The 17,515-nt window shown below is 64.6% G+C and carries 13 protein-coding genes; 8 read left to right on the top strand and 5 right to left on the bottom strand.

What is annotated here, in order from left to right; translation table 11 throughout:
- Window positions 1-54 precede the first annotated feature (54 nt).
- Complete coding sequence (locus MF4836_RS23260; protein WP_078472249.1) at window positions 55-1,332, bottom strand: alkane 1-monooxygenase; 1,278 nt, start codon at window positions 1,330-1,332, stop codon at window positions 55-57.
- A 290-nt stretch (window positions 1,333-1,622) separates the two neighbouring features.
- A complete protein-coding gene (locus MF4836_RS23255; RefSeq protein WP_078472248.1) occupies window positions 1,623-2,618 on the bottom strand; it encodes an alpha/beta fold hydrolase in 996 nt (331 codons plus the stop codon).
- A 274-nt stretch (window positions 2,619-2,892) separates the two neighbouring features.
- Between MF4836_RS23255 and MF4836_RS23250 the strand changes: the two genes are divergently transcribed.
- Genes MF4836_RS23250 through MF4836_RS23240 form a run of 3 tightly spaced genes read left to right on the top strand, consistent with a single transcriptional unit; the run spans window position 2,893 to window position 6,220 of the window.
- On the top strand, window positions 2,893-4,461 hold the full coding sequence (locus tag MF4836_RS23250) for a flavin-containing monooxygenase (protein WP_078472247.1): 1,569 nt from the start codon (window positions 2,893-2,895) through the stop codon (window positions 4,459-4,461).
- On the top strand, window positions 4,448-5,341 hold the full coding sequence (locus MF4836_RS23245) for an SDR family NAD(P)-dependent oxidoreductase (RefSeq protein ID WP_078472246.1): 894 nt from the start codon (window positions 4,448-4,450) through the stop codon (window positions 5,339-5,341). Before MF4836_RS23250 ends, MF4836_RS23245 begins: the two co-directional genes overlap by 14 nt.
- 36 nt (window positions 5,342-5,377) lie before the next feature.
- Window positions 5,378-6,220, top strand: coding sequence for a metal-dependent hydrolase (locus tag MF4836_RS23240; RefSeq protein WP_078472245.1), 843 nt, complete (start codon window positions 5,378-5,380; stop codon window positions 6,218-6,220).
- A gap of 24 nt (window positions 6,221-6,244) precedes the next feature.
- Here the strand turns inward: MF4836_RS23240 and MF4836_RS23235 are convergent, their stop codons facing one another.
- The 3 genes from MF4836_RS23235 to MF4836_RS23225 all read right to left on the bottom strand — a co-directional run bounded on the left by MF4836_RS23235 (window position 6,245) and on the right by MF4836_RS23225 (window position 9,375).
- A complete protein-coding gene (locus tag MF4836_RS23235) occupies window positions 6,245-7,429 on the bottom strand; it encodes an MFS transporter (RefSeq protein ID WP_078472244.1) in 1,185 nt (394 codons plus the stop codon).
- A gap of 161 nt (window positions 7,430-7,590) precedes the next feature.
- Window positions 7,591-8,172: a TetR/AcrR family transcriptional regulator gene (locus MF4836_RS23230; RefSeq protein ID WP_078472287.1), complete on the bottom strand. Its 582-nt coding sequence runs from the start codon at window positions 8,170-8,172 to the stop codon at window positions 7,591-7,593.
- A 132-nt stretch (window positions 8,173-8,304) separates the two neighbouring features.
- Window positions 8,305-9,375 carry a sigma-54 interaction domain-containing protein gene (locus MF4836_RS23225; RefSeq protein WP_078472243.1) on the bottom strand — a complete coding sequence of 357 codons (1,071 nt, stop codon included), beginning with the start codon at window positions 9,373-9,375 and terminating at the stop codon, window positions 8,305-8,307.
- Between the two features lie 346 nt (window positions 9,376-9,721).
- On the opposite strand from MF4836_RS23225, the gene MF4836_RS23220 reads away from it, so the two are divergent.
- From MF4836_RS23220 to MF4836_RS23200, 5 genes are all read left to right on the top strand, one after another.
- A complete protein-coding gene (locus MF4836_RS23220) occupies window positions 9,722-10,801 on the top strand; it encodes an ABC transporter substrate-binding protein (protein WP_078472242.1) in 1,080 nt (359 codons plus the stop codon).
- A gap of 13 nt (window positions 10,802-10,814) precedes the next feature.
- Window positions 10,815-12,038: a lipase family protein gene (locus tag MF4836_RS23215; protein ID WP_078472241.1), complete on the top strand. Its 1,224-nt coding sequence runs from the start codon at window positions 10,815-10,817 to the stop codon at window positions 12,036-12,038.
- A gap of 15 nt (window positions 12,039-12,053) precedes the next feature.
- Entirely contained in the window at window positions 12,054-13,262 is a 1,209-nt protein-coding gene (locus tag MF4836_RS23210) for an LLM class flavin-dependent oxidoreductase (protein ID WP_078472240.1), read from the top strand.
- Between the two features lie 4 nt (window positions 13,263-13,266).
- Window positions 13,267-14,865: an ABC transporter substrate-binding protein gene (locus MF4836_RS23205; RefSeq protein WP_078472239.1), complete on the top strand. Its 1,599-nt coding sequence runs from the start codon at window positions 13,267-13,269 to the stop codon at window positions 14,863-14,865.
- Window positions 14,866-14,945: 80 nt separating this feature from the next.
- Entirely contained in the window at window positions 14,946-17,507 is a 2,562-nt protein-coding gene (locus MF4836_RS23200) for a TonB-dependent receptor plug domain-containing protein (RefSeq protein WP_078472238.1), read from the top strand.
- Window positions 17,508-17,515 lie beyond the last annotated feature (8 nt).

The raw sequence follows: 17,515 nt of genomic DNA, 5'->3' as shown, positions 1-17,515 counted from the left end.
GAAAACCTGCGCGATACGTTGATCCCGAGTGTCCGTAACAACCGTTCAATTCACTTAAAAGGTGCTGCTGTTGCCGTACCTGGCGAGTATTTTCGAGCGTTTGGAGGGCTGGATATTGGCCAGCAGCACATCGCCGCCGTAGTGCTTGAGCACCCGATGATCCATGCGCCGGCGCCACAGGTAAGGCACGTAGGCCCAGACGATCATGCTCGCGTAGCCATAGGGCAGTTGCGGCGACTCATCGAAGTGGCGCAGGGATTGGTAACTGCGGGTCGGGTTGGCGTGGTGATCGGAGTGGCGCTGGAGTTGGAACAGAAAGATGTTGGTGACAATCCGATTGCTGTTCCAGGAGTGGCGCGGCGAACAGCGCTCATAACGACCGTTGGGCAACTTCTGGCGTTGCAGGCCGTAATGCTCGACATAGTTGACCACTTCCAACAGCGAGAAGCCGTAGATGCCCTGGATAATCAGGAATGGCAGCACCGCCCACCCCAGCCAGGCGATCATCGCGCCCCACAACACCAGGCTGTAGCACCAGGCACTGAGCACGCCGTTCTTCCAGTGCCACACCGATAGGCCCTGCTTGCTCAGGCGTTCCCGTTCCAGGTGCCAGGCCGAGCGGGCACTGAACCATACCGAGCGCGGCAGGAAGGACCAGAAGCTCTCCCCCAGGCGCGAACTGGCCGGATCTTCGGGGGTGGCGACCCGCACGTGATGCCCCCGGTTATGTTCGGTATAGAAGTGGCCGTAGAAGGTCGGCGCCAGGGTGATCTTGGCCAGCACCACCTCCAGCAGACGCGGCTTGTGCCCCAGCTCATGGGCCGTGTTGATGGCGATGCCGGTGGCGGCGCCGGTGGACATGGCCATGCCCAGGTAGGTGAACCAGCTGACCGCGCCATGGACCTGCACGCGCTCGGTGAGGTAACCCGCCGCGCTGGCCAGGAAGCTGTCCGGTGCCAGTGACGCCGTGGCCTGCAACAGGCCCCCGGCGATGATCCAATCGATGCCCCCCGCCGCCAGCCAGCCGGTGATCACCACTGAGGAAATCACCAACAGCACCCCGGTGTAGACGATCCAGCGGTAATAGCTTTGTGCTTCCAGGCCGCCGACGGCCGACTCCGGTGGGTTACTGACGTCTTCGCCGAGCAGGCCGTCGATCAGCGGGATCAGGCCGAAGATCACCAACACGCCCACCCACCACAGTTCCTGCACGCCGCTGACAATCGCCAGGGATCCAGAAAGCAGAGGGGTTGCCAGGGGCATGATGCCGAGCCACCACAGATGGCGCTTGCTGTCAGTCCAGACGCCAGGTGCTGCTACAGTGGAATTCATGGCAGCCTCCGCAGGGTCAGGGCCGCGCGGGGCGAACGGAGGATCGACGCACAGGCGCCGTGGACAGCGGTGCAGCGAGAAATACAAGATGCGTCAAAAGGCGTTATTTTCATTATTTTAATCGCTCAATTGCACTTTCAAAAAAAACATTCAAAACATTTTTTTAAAAAAATAGCCCGGGTTCATTAGCTCGTCAACTATTTTCTTGGATCCATTTTGAATGTTGCCAACGCTGCGAATGTGCAGCGTGCCGCCAAGGCCGTCCGGGGCGTAAACCACCCCGAACCACCCTAGCCTGCCTGGTTCATGGCAAAGGGCGGATGCAGCAGCGTCGCCTTCCGTTGCGGCCTGGCTTGGGCTGCGACCCGATGCACCATGGCTGCAACGCGCTCCACCGCCGTGATCGGCAACATGTGCCCGGCGCCTTCGACAATATCGATCATGATTCCCGGCACCCGGCCTGCCATGGCCTGGCCATGCTTGCGGTAATCCAGTACCTGATCGGCGGATCCATAGACCAGCCCCACCGGCAGGTCGAGGCTCGGGTAATGCTTGAGCATGTTGGGCAACGAGCGGTTGACCAGGGCAATCTCGCTGGAGGCGGCATAAAAGTTGTCCGGGCGCATGCCCAGCAGCCCGCCGCCGCGCTCGGCGAAATCCGCCGGTGGCGCATCAGGGGCGAACACTGCCTTGACCAGGCTATGGCGCGTGAGCATCGCCAGGGGTGTGGCCAGGGTCAGCGAGACCCAGCGCCGCACAAAGCCCGGGCGTACCGCCAATGACAGAAACACCAGGGGCAGCATCCGCTGCGGATGGGTCAAGGGCGCCACCAGTACCAGCCCGGACACGGATTGCGGATGGTCCTGGGCCAGTGCCAGGGCCACCGCGCCGCCCAGGGAATGGCCGAGGATCAGCGGCTGTCCGAGGTCCAGGGCGCGAATGAATTTGGCAATCAGGCTGGCCTGGGCCGGCAGATCGGCGGCCGCGCCCCGGCCGCGGGTCGAGTAGCCCGAGCCCGGGCGATCGATGGTGATCACCCGGAACTGCTCCCGCAGCCGCGGCGACAGTGAATGGGTCAGGTTGCGACCACAACCTGAAAGCCCGTGGATCATCAGCAGCGCCGGGCCCTTGCCTTCATCCACGTAATGCAGGCGCTCGCCACCGACCTCCAGAAAGCGCCCGTCGATCGGCACCGCGGTCTCGATTCGGCGGGTGATGCGAAAACTGATCACCCACAGCCCGACACTCACCGCCCCCAGCAGCACAACAGCCACAAGCCATTCCATAACGTGCGCCCCCTCGGCTTCCCTGCGCCATGCCCCCGGACCGGAATTGATCCTGATGACGGCGATCCCCCTGCCCCGGGCCTGCTGTCCGATTTCAGGCCATCGCAGCCGCTGCGATGAATCCCTTGCTGGGTACAGGCCACTGGCGTCGGTGAATTTTTCAGGTACATTATTTAAATTATTTTTTAAAACATAAATTTTAATTATGCAATGCTGAGATTTCATCCACCGACGAAAGTCACCCTCAGGCGTCACCACAATCGAGGTACACACCATGAATGCGTACTCGCCGCCCCAGGATTGGGAAACCGTTGACATCGCGATCATCGGCTCCGGATTCGCCGGGCTGTGCATGGCCATCAAACTCAAGCAGGCAGGCCTTGCCGACTTCTTTATTGCCGAACAGGCCGACGCCCTCGGGGGCACCTGGCGCGACAATCACTACCCGGGCTGCGCCTGCGACGTGCAGTCCCATGTCTATTCGTTTTCCTTTGCGCCCAACCCGAACTGGAGCCGCCAGTTCGCGCCCCAGGCGGAAATCCGCGCCTACCTCGAAGACTGCGCGCAGCGCTTTGGCCTGACCCCGCACCTGCGGCTGGGCATGGGTTTGCAGCGCGCCACCTTCGATGAACAGCGCCAGCGCTGGGCGCTGCACTTCAGCAACGGCCGCCGGGTCAGTGCGCGGGTGCTGGTGTCGGGCATGGGTGGCCTGTCGCGCCCGGCCATCCCACAGATCCCGGGCCTGGAGTCATTCCAGGGCCAGCGCTTTCACTCCCAGCACTGGGACCACCAGTACCCGCTGCAGGGCAAGCGTGTGGCGGTGATCGGCACCGGGGCCAGCGCCATTCAGTTCGTGCCGCAGATTGCGCCGCAGGTGGCGCAGCTCGCGTTGTTCCAGCGCACCCCGCCGTGGATCCTGCCCAAGCCTGATCGCACGCTGTCGCCCGCCGAACGCTGGGCATTCAAGCACCTGCCGTGGACCCAGAAACTGGTGCGTTCGGCCATCTACTGGGCCCTGGAAAGCCGGGTCATTGCCTTCGCCCATCGCCCCAGGCTGATGCGCCTGGTGCAGCGCATGGCCCTGCGCCATCTGCGACGCCAGGTTGCCGACCCGGCCCTGCGCCGCAGCCTGACGCCCGACTACACCATCGGTTGCAAGCGCATCCTGATCTCCAACGACTATTACCCGGCGCTGTCACGCCGCAACGTGCAGGTGGTGACCCAGGACATTGCCCGGGTCGAAGCCGATGGCGTGGTGACCGCCGACGGGGTCAAACACCCGGCCGACTGCATCATCTTCGGCACCGGTTTCCAGGCCACCGAGCCCCTGCCCCGCGGCTTGCTGATCGGCCGTGGCGGGGTCGACATCATGGACAGCTGGGCCAATGGCGCCCACGCCTACCTCGGCACCTGCGTGCCGCAGTTCCCCAATCTGTTCATGATCATCGGGCCCAATACCGGGCTGGGGCACAACTCGATGATTCTGATGATCGAGGCCCAGGTCGAGTACATCCTCAAGGCCCTGGCGCAGATGCGCAGCCAGAGCCTGGCCACGCTGGAGGTCAAGGCCGGGGTCGAGAGCCTCTACAACGCGCGCTTGCAGCAGCAACTCAAGGGCGCGATCTGGTCCACCGGCGGCTGCCGCAGCTGGTACCTGGACCCGCGCACCGGCCACAACACCACGCTGTGGCCGGGGTCGACCTGGCGCTTTCGCCAGGCCACCGCCAGCTTCGAACTCAAGGACTACCTGAACGCCGGCGCCCGGCACGACGCCCACCCGGCACCCCAGCACGCGCCCAGCCACTCCCACCTGCACGAGGCCGCCACCGATGAAAAACTTTAACGGCAAAGTCGCCGCCATCACTGGGGCCGCGTCCGGTATGGGCCGCGCATTGGCGATCAACCTGGCTCGTGAAGGCTGCCACCTGGCGCTGTCGGATAAAAATGCCCAGGGCCTGGCCCACACCGTGGAGCTGGCCCGAGCCGCCACCCTGTTGCCGCTGCGCATCACGGCCCAGGAACTGGACGTCGGCGACCGTGCGGCGATGTTCGCCTGGGCCGCCCACAGCGCCGCCGAGCATGGGCAGGTGCACCTGGTGTTCAACAACGCCGGGGTGGCGCTGTCGAGCACGGTGGAAGGGTCGAGCCTGGCCGACCTGGAGTGGATCGTCGACGTCAATTTCTGGGGCGTGGTGCATGGCACCCAGGCCTTTCTGCCCTACCTCAAGCAGGCCGGCGAAGGCCACATCGTCAACACCTCCAGCGTCTTCGGGTTGTTTTCCCAGCCGGGGATGAGCGCCTACAACGCCACCAAGTTCGCGGTGCGCGGCTTCACCGAATCCCTGCGCCAGGAGCTAGACATGCAGGCCAACGGCGTGTCCGCCACCTGCGTCTACCCCGGCGGGATCCGCACCGATATCGCCCGTTCCAGCCGGATCACCGACAACCTCAAAGGTTTTCTGATCGACAGCGAGCAGCAGGCCCGGGAGGACTTCGAAAAACTCTTCATCACCTCTGCCGAGCAGGCGGCCAAGGTGATTCTGCACGGGGTGCGCAAGAACAGGCGCCGGGTGCTGATCGGCCGCGACGCGCGTTTTCTCGACCTGTTCGTGCGCCTGCTGCCCAGCGCCTATCAGGCGTTGCTGGTGTTCGCCACCCGGCGCCTGGTGGCGCACCGACGCAAGCACCAGGTCTACCAGGCCAATAACGAACGCGGCCTGTGAGCCGCCCGACCCTTACTGTCTAGAGGAGCGCCAGCCATGCTGCCCATCCGCCGCGACATCCAGCCTGAACTGCCCGCCGACCGCGCCTGCGACTGGCATGAACAAGGCAGCCACGTCACCCAATTCTTCAATGCGCTTTCATTGCTGTTTCCCGCCGGAGAGCTGTTTTTCATGGACAGCGTGCGCCATTACCGCGGGCAGATTCACGACCCGCTGTTGAAACAGCAGATCCAGGGTTTTATCGGCCAGGAAGCCATGCACAGCCGCGAGCACCTGCGCTACAACGACCTGTTGCAGGCGGCCGGGCTGCCGGCACACAAGCTCGACCGACGCCTGCGGGCAATCCTCGACTTCCAGAAAAAACACTTCCCGGCCTCGTTCAACCTGGCGGTGACCGTGGCCCTGGAGCATTACACGGCGATCCTCGCCGACCTGTTGCTGCGCGACCCGACGCGCTTCGGCAACTCGGTCGAAGGCTACCGGCAGATGTGGATGTGGCACGCGCTGGAGGAAACCGAACACAAGGCAGTGTCCTACGACGTCTGGAACACCGTGCTCAAGCCCGGGCCCAAGCGCTACCTGATCCGCACCTCGAGCATGCTGTTCACCACCCTGATGTTCTGGCTGGTGGTGTTTGATTTTCACCTGCGCATGCTGATCGCCGACCGCAAGCGTGGCGGCCATCTGCGCGGCCTGTGGCGGGTGATCAAGTACTTGTATGGCCGGCGCGGCGTGTTCCCGAATATCGCCCTGCCCTGGTTGCAGTTCTTCAAACCGGGCTTTCACCCCTGGGACCACGACAACCGCGAGCTGCTGCAGGGCATCGATGGCCTGGTCGACGCCATCGCCCTGACCAAGGCCGGGGCCGGCAGCCAATAACCGGCGGCGGGCCTCGGCGTGGTATCAGCCGCAGCCCGCCAGGCGCTGCCCGGGCTTGAAGGCGTGGCTGCTGGCGACCCACACCGTGGCCAGGCCGACCACAGCCAGGGCGGCCATGGTCCAGGGGAAGGCCTGGGCGCCGGCACTGTTCAACAACAGGCCACCGACCACGCCACCACCGGCGATTGCCAGGTTGAAGATGGTCACCAGCATCGACTGCGCCACGTCCGCGCCGTCACCCGCAGCGTCTGCCACGGCGGTTTGCAGCAGGGTCGGGGCACCGCCGAAGGTCAGGCCCCAGGCCGCTACCCCGAGGTAGATCACCAGCGGCTGGCCAGCGCCGATGCCCAGTACCAGCGCGGCCAGGGCAAATCCCGCCAGGCTGCACAGGGTCAGGACCCGCAGCCAGCGGTCGACCAGCAGGCCGGTCAGCCAGATGCCGACAATCGATGCCAGGCCGAACAGCAGCAACACCCGATCCAGATGCTCGCCCAGCCCCACCGTGGCCAGGAATGGCGCGATGTAGGTGTACAAAATGTTGTGGGCGAGCATCCAGACAAAGATCACCAACAGCGCCGAAGGAATGCCCCGGGTGAGGAAGATCCGCGCCACCGGCTGGCGCCGCGTCGCCGCCTGGCCGGCATAATCCGGCACTGCCACGCGCACCCAGAGCAACAGCAGCGCTGCCAGCGCCGACATGATCCAGAAAATGCTGCGCCACTCGATCATGCTGCCCAGCCAGGCCCCCAGTGGCACCCCCAGGCACAGGGCCAGCGGCTGACCGACCCCAACCACCGCCAGGGCCCGGCCTTGCAACGACTCCGGCACCATGCGCCGGGCATAACCGGCCAGCAGGCCCCAGATCAGCCCCGCGGCCATCCCGGCAATAAACCGCGCGGCCAGGGTCAGCGGGTAATAGGTCGACAGTGCGGTCAGGCTGTTGAACAGCAGCAAGCCGGCGATCGCCAGCAACAGCAGCGGCCTTCTGCGCCAGCTGCGAGTCGCCGCCACCAGGGGGATCGCCGCCGCCACCGAACCCAGGGCATACAGGCTGATCAACTGCCCGGCCATGGCCTGGGAAATACCCAGTCCTTGGCTGATCTGAGGCAGCAGGCCGGCGGGCATGGTCTCGGTCATGATGGTGATAAAGCCGGCTACGGTGAATGCCAGCAGGCGCCAGATCGGCAACCCGGGGTTAGGGGTAGGCATCGAAGACTCTCCTTTTTTGGGTGATAAAGGACCGATCGCCAGGCTCGATGAGCCTCGGCGAAGGGCCATGCATTTTATGGAATTATCATTCCAGAACAGGGCAAAATTTTTCACGGCGAAGCCCAGGCTTCATCCCGTATAAAGTTTTATTTACTTAATAATCAAAGACTTTTCAGAACAATCTCAAGCACATTCGACAACCGCTCACGACGTTCATCGGCTGCACTGCCCTTGCCCAACACCCGCAGGCCCTGGACGGTACAGACCACAAAACTGGCCAGGGCCCGAGGGTTTTTATCGGGATCGATATCGCCCTGTTCCTGCCCTCGGCGTAACACCCGTTCCAGCGCGGCTTCGACCCGACGAAAGTTCTGCGCTACAAGTTCGGCCACCACCGGATCCTGCCCCGCCACCTCCAGCGCGGCATTGGCCGCCAGGCATCCCAGGCGCTGCGTGTCGTCAAGTTCATCGTCGACGATGCGCAGCAGCAACTGGCGCACCAGCTCCTTTGCCGGTGCGTCCTGGGCCAACAGGGCGATATTGGCGTTGCTCCGTTCCTGATAGCGTTTGAGGGCGCAGGTGTACAACCCGTGCTTGCTGTCAAACGCGTTGTACAGGCTGCTGCGGCTCAGGCCAGTGCCTTCCACCAGATCCTGGATCGAGGTCGCGGCATAACCGCGCTGCCAGAACACCTGCATCGCGGCATCGGCAATCTGCTCGGGGTCGAACTCCTTGGGGCGCACGGTAATCACCTGTACTGGAATGAACGTTCCACAAACTAGAGCAAGCCTCCCCAGCCGTCAATCATTGCGGGTAAAAAAAAAACCGCCCTGCCTCGGCCTGGCGTCCAGGCCGGGCATCGGGCAGGTCGTTGGTTATTCGCCCGAGGCCGGGCGACTCAGTTCGCCGATTTTCTCCAGGCGCGCACGCACGATATTGCGGCTGATGTTGAGCAGGCGCCCGGTTTGCAGTTGGTTGCCGTGGCAGTAGCGGTAGGCGGCGCGAAAGATGGTTTCTTCGATGTGCTCGTAGAGGTCCGGAATATTCTGCTCGAACAGGGCATTGAGCGCGCTTTCGAGGTCCACCGGGCCGGCGATGGCGTGCACGGCCTGGGCCGCCTGATCCTGGCGAATGCCGGATGAACGCATGTCCACCAGGTGCAGGTCGGCTGGCGCCACCCGTTGGTTGCGGCACACCAGCAAGGCATGGTGAATGGCGTTTTCCAATTCACGGATGTTGCCTGGCCAGCTGTGCTCCAGCAGCTTGCGCTCAGCCTCGATGGTCAGCGTGGCGCGGTTGTAACCCAGGCGCTGGCAGTGCTCCTCGAGGAAAAACTCCGCCAGGGGCAGAATGTCCCCCGGGCGCTCGCGCAGCGGCGGCAGGCGGATGGTGGCGACGTGCAGGCGGTAGAACAGGTCTTCGCGGAAATGCCCGGCCACCACCGCGTCCGCCAGGTTGACGTTGGTCGCCGCCACCAGTCGCACATTGATCGGGATCGGCGTGCGTGACCCCAGGCGCACCACTTCCCGCTCCTGCAACACCCGCAGCAGCTTGACCTGCATGTTCAGCGGCAAATCGCCGATCTCATCGAGAAACAGCGTGCCGCCATTGGCCGCCTCGAACCAGCCGGCCTTGTGGGTGGTGGCGCCGGTAAAGGCGCCCTTTTCGTGGCCGAACAGCTCACTCTCCACCAGGCTCTCGGCGAACGCGCCGCAGTTCACGGCGACAAAGGGCTCGCGTCCGCGGCGGCTCAGGTGATGGATATGTCGGGCCACCAGCTCCTTGCCGGTACCGGTCTCGCCAATGATCAGGGTATTGGCCTCACTGGGGGCCAGGCGCTCGATGCGGCTGAGCAATTCCTGGGAGCGCGGGTCCTTGAACACCAGGACGGTGGCCCGCACCGACTTGGTCAATTCGCGAGCGTGGGGATGGGTGATCAGCGACATGATGCATTCCTGGCAGTAAAAGCGCGGGCTCAATAGTGCACGAAGAAAGCTAGACCAAAAAATTATCAATTCGTATTTGTATATTCCATAAAGAGATATACTTGCCAGCCGCACACTCATTGCTGCTGGAGCAGCAACCCGCCAGCAGCCGCACTGTTCACAGATCAGCAACGCGGCCACCGCCCGTGCACCTGGTCGCACGCCCAAAGCCTTGGCGCACAAGGCCTGCAGGGCTTTTTCCAGGCGCTGGCATGCAATCTGCTCTCTCCCTTGCGACAGCCAACCTGCGGGTTCGGCAACTTGATGACCGACGCACTGGCGTCGGCCAGCCATTAAGGGGATTGCAATGAAAGGTTTCTGGCGCAACAGCCTGGCCGCCGCGGCCGCGCTGCTGGTGAGTGTCACGGCCCTGGCCGAAACGGCGCAGGCTCCGGCGTCGGTGAAGATCGCCATCGTCGCCTTTACCCAGGGCGGCAAACCGGTATTCGGCGGCATCGCCGGGCGGGTCATCGAGGATGGCTGGCTCGAACAACAGCTCAAGCAACGTGGGGTCAAGCTGGAGTGGATCGCCCTGCCCCATGCCGGCGCCGGCCCGCAGATCAACGAAGGCTTCAGCAACAACAGCATCGACTTCGCGGTACGCGGCGACCTGCCGTCGGTGATCGCCGGTGCAGGCGGCGTGCCCGGCAAATTGATCGTGCCCGGCGGCAGTGGCAACAACATCTACCTGGTGGTACCCGCCAGCTCCACGGCCAATACCATCGAGGACCTCAAGGGCAAGCGCCTGGCCCTGCATCGCGGCCGGCCCTGGGAATTCGCCTTCAGCAATTTTCTGGCCAGCAAGGGCCTGAAGCTCGATGACTTCAAGATCGCCAACCTCAACCCGCAGGTCGGCGCCGCAGCCGTCGCCGCCGGCAAGGTCGATGCCGCGGTACTGCTCAATGAGGCCTATGCCCTGGAAGACAAAGGTGTGGGCAAGATCATCTGGTCGACCAAGCAAGGCGACAACGACTGGCGCCTGGTCTCCGACCTCTGGGGCACCGACCGTTTTATCGAGCAGCACCCGGACCTGACCCAGTTGCTGGCCACGGCCTGGGTCAAGGCGGCCTGGTGGATATCCCAGGAACAGAACCAGGACGCCTACTACCAGTTGTCGTCCCGCGCCGGCACCGCCGAAAGCGTGCTGCGCCGCGACGACCAGAACGACCCGGTGGCCTGGAAACAACGCTGGGCGCCCAAAAGCGATGCCCAGCTCAAGGCGCACTACCAGGCGCTGACCGTCTATGCCCTGGCCAACCAACTGATTCGCGACAACTACGACATCGGCCCGGCCCTGGCCACCGGCTACACCCGCCAGGCCCTGATCGACCTCAACCTCACCGACTACTGGCCGGCCCTGCGTGGCCCGGTCACGACCCAACCTTGATAGGGAAATCCCGATGAAACTCGCCCCAAGACTGGCCTTCGGCCTGAGCATCCTGACGCTGTCCCTCAGTGCCCTGGCTGCCGAGACCCACGCCCCGAAACCTGACCCGTTGCAAGGCGACGGCCGCGTCTCGGCCTTCTACACCTGGCAGCAGGCAATCCCCGCCACCCCGGGCAAACTGCTGCGCAGCGAACCGCTGGAGAAGACCCTGAGCCTGCCCAATGCCGCCAGCGCCCAGCGGATTCTCTACAGCTCCACCGACGGCATCGACAACAAGACCCCGATCGTGGTCTCCGGCACGCTGTTCCTGCCCAAGGGCAAGGCGCCGGCCGGCGGTTGGCCGGTGGCCAGCTGGGGCCATGGCACGGTGGGCGTGGCGGATGTCTGCGCGCCCTCCTGGCAAGGCCGCTCCTACCGCGACGTGCAGTACCTGAGCCGCTGGCTGGATGAGGGCTACGCGATTGTCGCCAGCGACTACCAGGGCCTCGGCGTCCCGGGCGGGCACCCGCTGCTGAATAACCGCATGGCCGCCTACGGCATCCTCGACGCCGCCAAGGCGGTGGTCGCCGGGGTTCCCGGGCTGGCCAACAAGGTGCTGATCATCGGCCAGTCCCAGGGCGGCGCCGGCGCCTTCGCCTCGGCCGCCTATGCCCCAACCTACGGCCCTACACTGGGGGTCAAGGGCAGCATCGGCACCGGAGTGATCTACACCGTGGGCGCGAAAAACGTCGGCGAACAGGACCCGAACAAGGTCGACGCCTCCCTGGCCTACGGCTTCTACACCCTGCTGGCCGCTCAGCAGTACGACCCGAGCATCGACCCCCGGGATTTCTACACCGACAAGGCCCTGCCGCTGTTCGAACAGGCCCGCACCAGTTGCCTGGCAGCGCTGGTCAGTGATGTGGTCGGCGTCGGCCTGACTCCGGCCAACGCCAAGAAGGACTACCAGGGCAATCAACTGGCCGCCTGGCAGAAGCAGGTCTCCTACCCGACCTTGAAGCTGGCGCAGCCGATCTTTATCGGCACCGGCGCCGAGGACAAAACCCCTGCCGCCTCGACCCAGGTGGCGTTGATGCAGGACGCCTGCAAGACCGGTTCGGTGGTCGAAGGCCACCTGTACAAGGGCCTGGGCCATAGCGAGACGGTCAACGCCTCGCTCAAGGACTCGGTGCCCTTTGCCCACAAGGTGATCAACGACCAGCCCATCACCCCCATCTGCAACCCCAGCGTGCAGTAAGCCGGAGACCCGCCCATGAGCATTGAATTCTTTACCCGCCTGCCACTGCACGGCGAAACCCAGTTCCTCCCCGGCGACCCGCGCAACCGTGGCGATTGGCACCGCGGCGGCCCCAGCACCGGTGCGGTCTCGGGGTTCAGCGTTGGCGACCACTTCACCTACATCGACTACCTGGGGCAGATCGCCCGGGCGGCGGAAATCAACGGCTTCGGCGGCGCGCTGATGGTCAACGCGCCGACCGGCGAAGAGCCCTGGACCGTGTGCTCGCTGCTGGCCCGGGAAACCCGCAGCCTGAAGTTTGTCACCGCCTTCCAGCCCTATCACTACACGCCCTGGGTCGCGGTGCAGCAGGCGGCGACCTACCAGCGCGCCACCGGCAACCGCCTGGTGTGGAACATCATCAACGGCGGCTCGGATGCGATTCAGCGCCAGGTCGGCGACTTCAGCGACCACGACGAGCGTTATGCGCGCGCCATCGAGTTCATGGACGTGGTCAAAGGCTATTGGCACAACGAGAATTTCCACTACGAGGGTCGCTTCTACCGGGCCGAAGGCGGCGGCCTGCGCGGGCCGCTGAAAAAGGCCGAGTTGCCGCTGATCTGCACCGCCGGCTCGTCGATTCCGGCCCGGGAGTTCGCCGCCAAGCATGCGGACTTCTACCTGATGCGCGCCGAGCACCCGGACGAGATCGCCGCGCTGATTGCCGACATTCGCCAGCGCGCCCTGAAATACGGGCGCACGGATATCCGCTTCGGCCTGTCGATCGACGTCATCACCCGCGAGACCGAAGAGCTGGCACGCACGGAAGCCAAGCGTTTCTTCGACGAAGGCATTGCCCGTGGTGCGGTCAAGGCGGTGGCCGCCCACGCCGGGTTGCGCACCGCGCGCAAGCTCAGCTACGAAACCGAATTCGCGCAGAAGAACGAGACCCAGGGCTTCGACGACTTTTTCATCCACCCCAATGTCTGGACCGGCTTCGGCTACATCGGTATCCCGCCGGGCTGCGCCCTGGTCGGCAGCTATGAAAACGTGGTGGCGCGGATCCGTGAGTACAACACCCTGGGCATTGATCTGTTCTTCCTGGCCGGCTACCCGCACCTGGAAGAGGCCTACCGTCTGGGCGAGCACATCCTGCCGCACTTTCGCGGCGAACGGGCCGAGCTCAGCCGGCCCCAGGAAGCGCCGCTGGAGCTGCGCTCCGCCAACGGCCCGGCCGGAGCCTGATGCCATGAGCCAGGATCATCGGTTGTTAATCAGTCGGCGGGACTTTATCGGCCACAGTGTCGCCCTCGGCGGCGGCCTGCTGCTGGGCGGCAGCCTGCTGGCCGGTTGCGATCAACGCAGCGACCCGCCCGCAGCGGCCGGCGTCGGGGCCCTCAACGACGACACGCCGCGTTACGGCGGGCGCCTGCGCCTGGGCATCCTCGACGGTAACCAGAGCGGCAACCTGGATGCCCACAAGCCCATCGGCAGCGGCATCGTTCGCGGCTTTGCGCTGTACAGCAAGCTCTGGGAATGGGACGAACAGATGCAGCCGCGCCTGGCCCTGGCCGAGTTTGCCGAGCCCAATGCCGACGCGAGCAGCTGGACTCTGCGCCTGCGCCCGGACCTGGAGTTCCACCACGGCAAGACCATCGACGCCGATGACCTGATCTTCTCCATCCGCCGCTTGACCGACCCGCAACTGGCCTCGCCCTACGCCGCGCTGCTGCACTGGGTGGACCGCGACAACCTGGTCAAACTCGACGAGCGCACGGTGCGCCTGAGCTTTCGCGAGGGCCGCAGCTACATGCCCCTGGCGGAAACCTGGGTCAACTTTGGCGGCATCGTCCCGGTGGACTACCACCCGGTGACCAACCCGGTGGGTGCCGGCCCCTACAAGCTGAAGAGTTTCACCCCCGGCCAGCGCTCGCTGTTCACCCGTTTCGAGAATTACTACAAAGACGGCAAGCCCTACGCCGATGAGCTGGAGATCATCGACTTCAAGGACCAGGTGTCGCGCCTGGCGGCCCTGCGCTCCGGCCAGATCGACATGGCCAACGTCATGCCCACCGAACAACTGGAGGTGTTGCAGCGCGACCCGCGGCTCAAGGTGCTGAAGTCGGTGACCGGCAACTGGCTGTCTTTCGACATGAACCTGGACAAGCCACCCTTCAACGACCCACGGGTACGCGAGGCGTTTCGCCTCCTGGCGGACCGCGAGGAGCTGGTGCGCCGCGCCCTCAACGGCCAGGGCCGGGTGGCCAACGACCTGTATGCGCCGAGCGACCCGACCTTCAACCACAGCCTCGGGCCACGGGCCCACGACCCGCAGCGCGCAGCGCAACTGCTCAAGGAAGCCGGCCAGGAACACCTGGAGCTGGAACTGGTGACCACCCCCGGCCCGGGGCTGACCTCGGCCCTGGTGCTGGCGGAACAGGCCAAGCGTATTGGCGTGACCCTCAAGGTCAAGCAGGTGGATCTCGCGACCTTCCAGGGCCCGCTGCGCAACGACTGGACCCTGAGCACCGGTGGCAGCATCGGCGCACCATTTCTGGCCAGCGCGATTCACACCGATGCGCCCTTTGCCGTGGCCAACAAGACTCACTTCAGCGACGCGCATTTCAGCGAGCTGTTCCTGGCGGCCATGGCCCAGCCCGACCTGGAGAAACGCAAGGCCCTGGTGCACCAGGTGCAGCAGATCCAGTACGAGCGCGGCGGCATGCTGATCTGGGGCTACGCCGATCTGCTGGACAGCGTGGCCACCCGGGTCGGCGGCGCCGAAGCGGAGCAGTCGCTGTTCAGCACCTGGCGTTTTGAAAAGCTCTGGCTCAAAGACACCGCCTGACAGGGTGGCGAGGCAGCCTGCTGTCTCGCCCCACTCGCGACTCGACATCGATCTCCCATTTTTCAAGGGGCATTTCTGCCATGCACGCTATCGCCTTGCGTTTACCTCTGCTGCTGGCTGCAAGCCTGCCGATCCAGGCGTTTGCCGCCGATACCCAGCTGCAAACCGTCACGGTCCAGGCCAGCGCCAGCGAGTCCGAGGACGACGCCCTGCCCACCCGCCCGCCGACCTCGGTCTACGGTGGCCTTGAGGGCAAAGTGCTCGACACCCCGCGCTCGGTGACCCAGGTCAACGCCGAGCAGTTGGCCAACGACTCGATCCGCAGCGCCGATGACCTGGTCAAGTACGCCCCCGGCATCACCCGCGGTGGCGGGCAGAACGCCGGCATCGCCCCGCAGTTCCGGGCCCAGGGCTCGGAAGTGTTCCAGGACGGTCAGCGCGCCTATGGCGTGCGCCACCCGGCCAACTTCAACGCCTACGAGGGTGCCGATATCGTCGCCGGGCCCTCTTCCGTGACCTACGGCTCGGTGTCCGGCAGCGGTGGCTACGTCAACTACCTGAGCAAGAAACCCAATTTCAACGAGTTCAAGACCAAGCTCAGCGGCGAGCTGGGGTCGTGGATTCCCGATGGCGAGTCCCGGGACTCGAGCAAATTCAGCATCGATAACACCGGGCCGTTGAGCGACAACCTGGCGTACCGCATGAGCATCACCAAGCAGCGCCAGCAGGACTTCTACGACAACGTCGACAATAACTTCGACGCCTTCTACGGTGCCCTGGCCTGGCGCAACGACAGCGTGCGGGTCGACTGGAACGCCAGCTACGACAATTACTACGACTACAACATCACCCACGGCTGGAACCGCGCCACCCAGCAACTGGTGGACAGCGGCCAGTACTATGCCGGGCGCGCCACGCCGATCATCCAGAACGGCAACACCCTGTGGTCGCCGGTCCTGGCCTCGGGGGCCGCCGATGCACCGACCCTGGGCTGGGTCCAGCGCCAGCGCAACGCCCAGGGCCAGTACGCAGTGGTGGACGGCAGCTTCCAGACCGCCTCGCCCAACACCCAGGCCAGCCCCGGCAGCCTGCGCGGCTGGGTCTATGACCCGACCCTGGCGGGCAACGGCCTGACCTCGCTGTCGTCGCAGACCGGGCAGCGCAAGGAGGACGAAAACAGCTCGCGGCGTTTCACCACCCAGCTGCGGGTCGAAGCTGACCTGTCGCCAAGCATCACCCTGGCCAACAGCACCTTCTACCAGCGCTCCAGGGACCTGACCGACGCCGTAGGTTCGTTCCAGGTGCAGTCCAGGGACAACCTGTTCGACAACCGTTTCGAGTTCCGCTCGCGCAATGAAACCCGACTCGGCGACTGGACCCTGCGCGACGACAGCAACAGCGGGCTGATCTACCGCCGCGAGTTCAACCAGTCGATTGCCGCCAACAACAACTTCGGCAACACCATCAACGCCTACGACCTGACTCAGGACCCATCGGGCAAGAACCCCGGCGACCTGCTGGGGCTCACCGGCAGCAACCCTGCCGGCGGCAATGGCGCCTGGATCGGCCAGCCCGGGGTGCCCCAGTACTCCAGCTACTACGGCTGGCTCAACCTGGGTGCCATGTACCCCGCCGGCCACGGCCTGTACGCCGAATCCGTGGCGCCCTACACCGCCGAAAGCACCTGGACCACCCGCACCCTGTTCAGCCAGCACAACCTGCACTTCGGCGAGCGCCTGGGCCTGAACATCGGCGCCAGCCGCAGCTGGATCGATGCCGAGATCGAAAACCCCTTCGTCCTCGCCGGCGGCAACCCGCGCAAGGACAGCAACAACTACCGGCTGTTCTCGTTCCAGGTCAGCCCCTACGTCAAGCCGACCGAAAACAGCACCCTGTACTACACCTTCGACCGCTCCCTGGCGGTCAATACCGGGTTCTTCTCCAACGGCCTGGGCTGGGGCAGCGGCGCTGGCGCCAACCAACTCAACCCCCTGGCCTTCCAGAGCCTGAGCGTGCTGCATGAAGTCGGGCTGAAGGTCGAAGCCGTGCCCGACCAGTTGTTCATGACCCTGGCCGCGTTCAAGCAGGCCCGCGACCAGGCCCCGGACAGCAATAACAACATCGCGCGGCTGGTGATCAAGGGCGTGGAATCCACCCTGCGCTACCAACCCAGCGACCACCTGCGCAGCGGCCTGAATCTGTCCAAGCTCAACGCCTACAACGAGTTCACCTCCCAGGCAGGCTTTGCCTCGGCCGGTTTCGTCGCCGACAACGGCACCGTGTTCGGCGACAACAACAGCCTCAACCAGCGGCCTTCCGGGCGCTTCGACGCGGTGCAAATCCCGGAATACACCGCCAGTGGCTATGTCGACTACCGCTTCGACTCAGGTTTTGGCGCCGAGCTTTCCGGCTGGTGGACCAGCAGCTGGTACCTGAACCTGAGCAAGACCGTGAAGATTCCCGACGAATACAACCTCGACCTGGCCCTGTACTACCGCCAGCCCCAGTGGAGCACCACCTTGCGCGTGCTCAACCTGACCAACGAACTGAACTTCGTCAGCGGCCTCGCCGGCTCCACCAACACCTTCTTGCAACCCATGCCCGGCCGCACCCTGCTGGCCCAGGTGGATTACCAGTTTTAACAGCTGTA

This window comes from Pseudomonas sp. MF4836 (assembly GCF_002018875.1).
Classification (GTDB): Bacteria; Pseudomonadota; Gammaproteobacteria; order Pseudomonadales; family Pseudomonadaceae; genus Aquipseudomonas.
The sequence above is the reverse complement of the archived record's forward strand: the minus strand, read 5'-3'. Positions and strand labels throughout refer to the sequence as shown.

Excerpts from the sequence above, each read along its gene's own strand:
- MF4836_RS23215 (WP_078472241.1), top strand. The coding sequence starts at position 10,815 with ATGAAACTCGCCCCAAGACTGGCCTTCGGCCTGAGCATCCTGACGCTG.
- MF4836_RS23260 (WP_078472249.1), bottom strand. The coding sequence starts at position 1,332 with ATGAATTCCACTGTAGCAGCACCTGGCGTCTGGACTGACAGCAAGCGC.
- MF4836_RS23250 (WP_078472247.1), top strand. The coding sequence starts at position 2,893 with ATGAATGCGTACTCGCCGCCCCAGGATTGGGAAACCGTTGACATCGCG.
- MF4836_RS23225 (WP_078472243.1), bottom strand. The coding sequence starts at position 9,375 with ATGTCGCTGATCACCCATCCCCACGCTCGCGAATTGACCAAGTCGGTG.
- MF4836_RS23205 (WP_078472239.1), top strand. The coding sequence starts at position 13,267 with ATGAGCCAGGATCATCGGTTGTTAATCAGTCGGCGGGACTTTATCGGC.
- MF4836_RS23240 (WP_078472245.1), top strand. The coding sequence starts at position 5,378 with ATGCTGCCCATCCGCCGCGACATCCAGCCTGAACTGCCCGCCGACCGC.
- MF4836_RS23220 (WP_078472242.1), top strand. The coding sequence starts at position 9,722 with ATGAAAGGTTTCTGGCGCAACAGCCTGGCCGCCGCGGCCGCGCTGCTG.
- MF4836_RS23245 (WP_078472246.1), top strand. The coding sequence starts at position 4,448 with ATGAAAAACTTTAACGGCAAAGTCGCCGCCATCACTGGGGCCGCGTCC.
- MF4836_RS23255 (WP_078472248.1), bottom strand. The coding sequence starts at position 2,618 with ATGGAATGGCTTGTGGCTGTTGTGCTGCTGGGGGCGGTGAGTGTCGGG.
- MF4836_RS23200 (WP_078472238.1), top strand. The coding sequence starts at position 14,946 with ATGCACGCTATCGCCTTGCGTTTACCTCTGCTGCTGGCTGCAAGCCTG.
- MF4836_RS23235 (WP_078472244.1), bottom strand. The coding sequence starts at position 7,429 with ATGCCTACCCCTAACCCCGGGTTGCCGATCTGGCGCCTGCTGGCATTC.
- MF4836_RS23210 (WP_078472240.1), top strand. The coding sequence starts at position 12,054 with ATGAGCATTGAATTCTTTACCCGCCTGCCACTGCACGGCGAAACCCAG.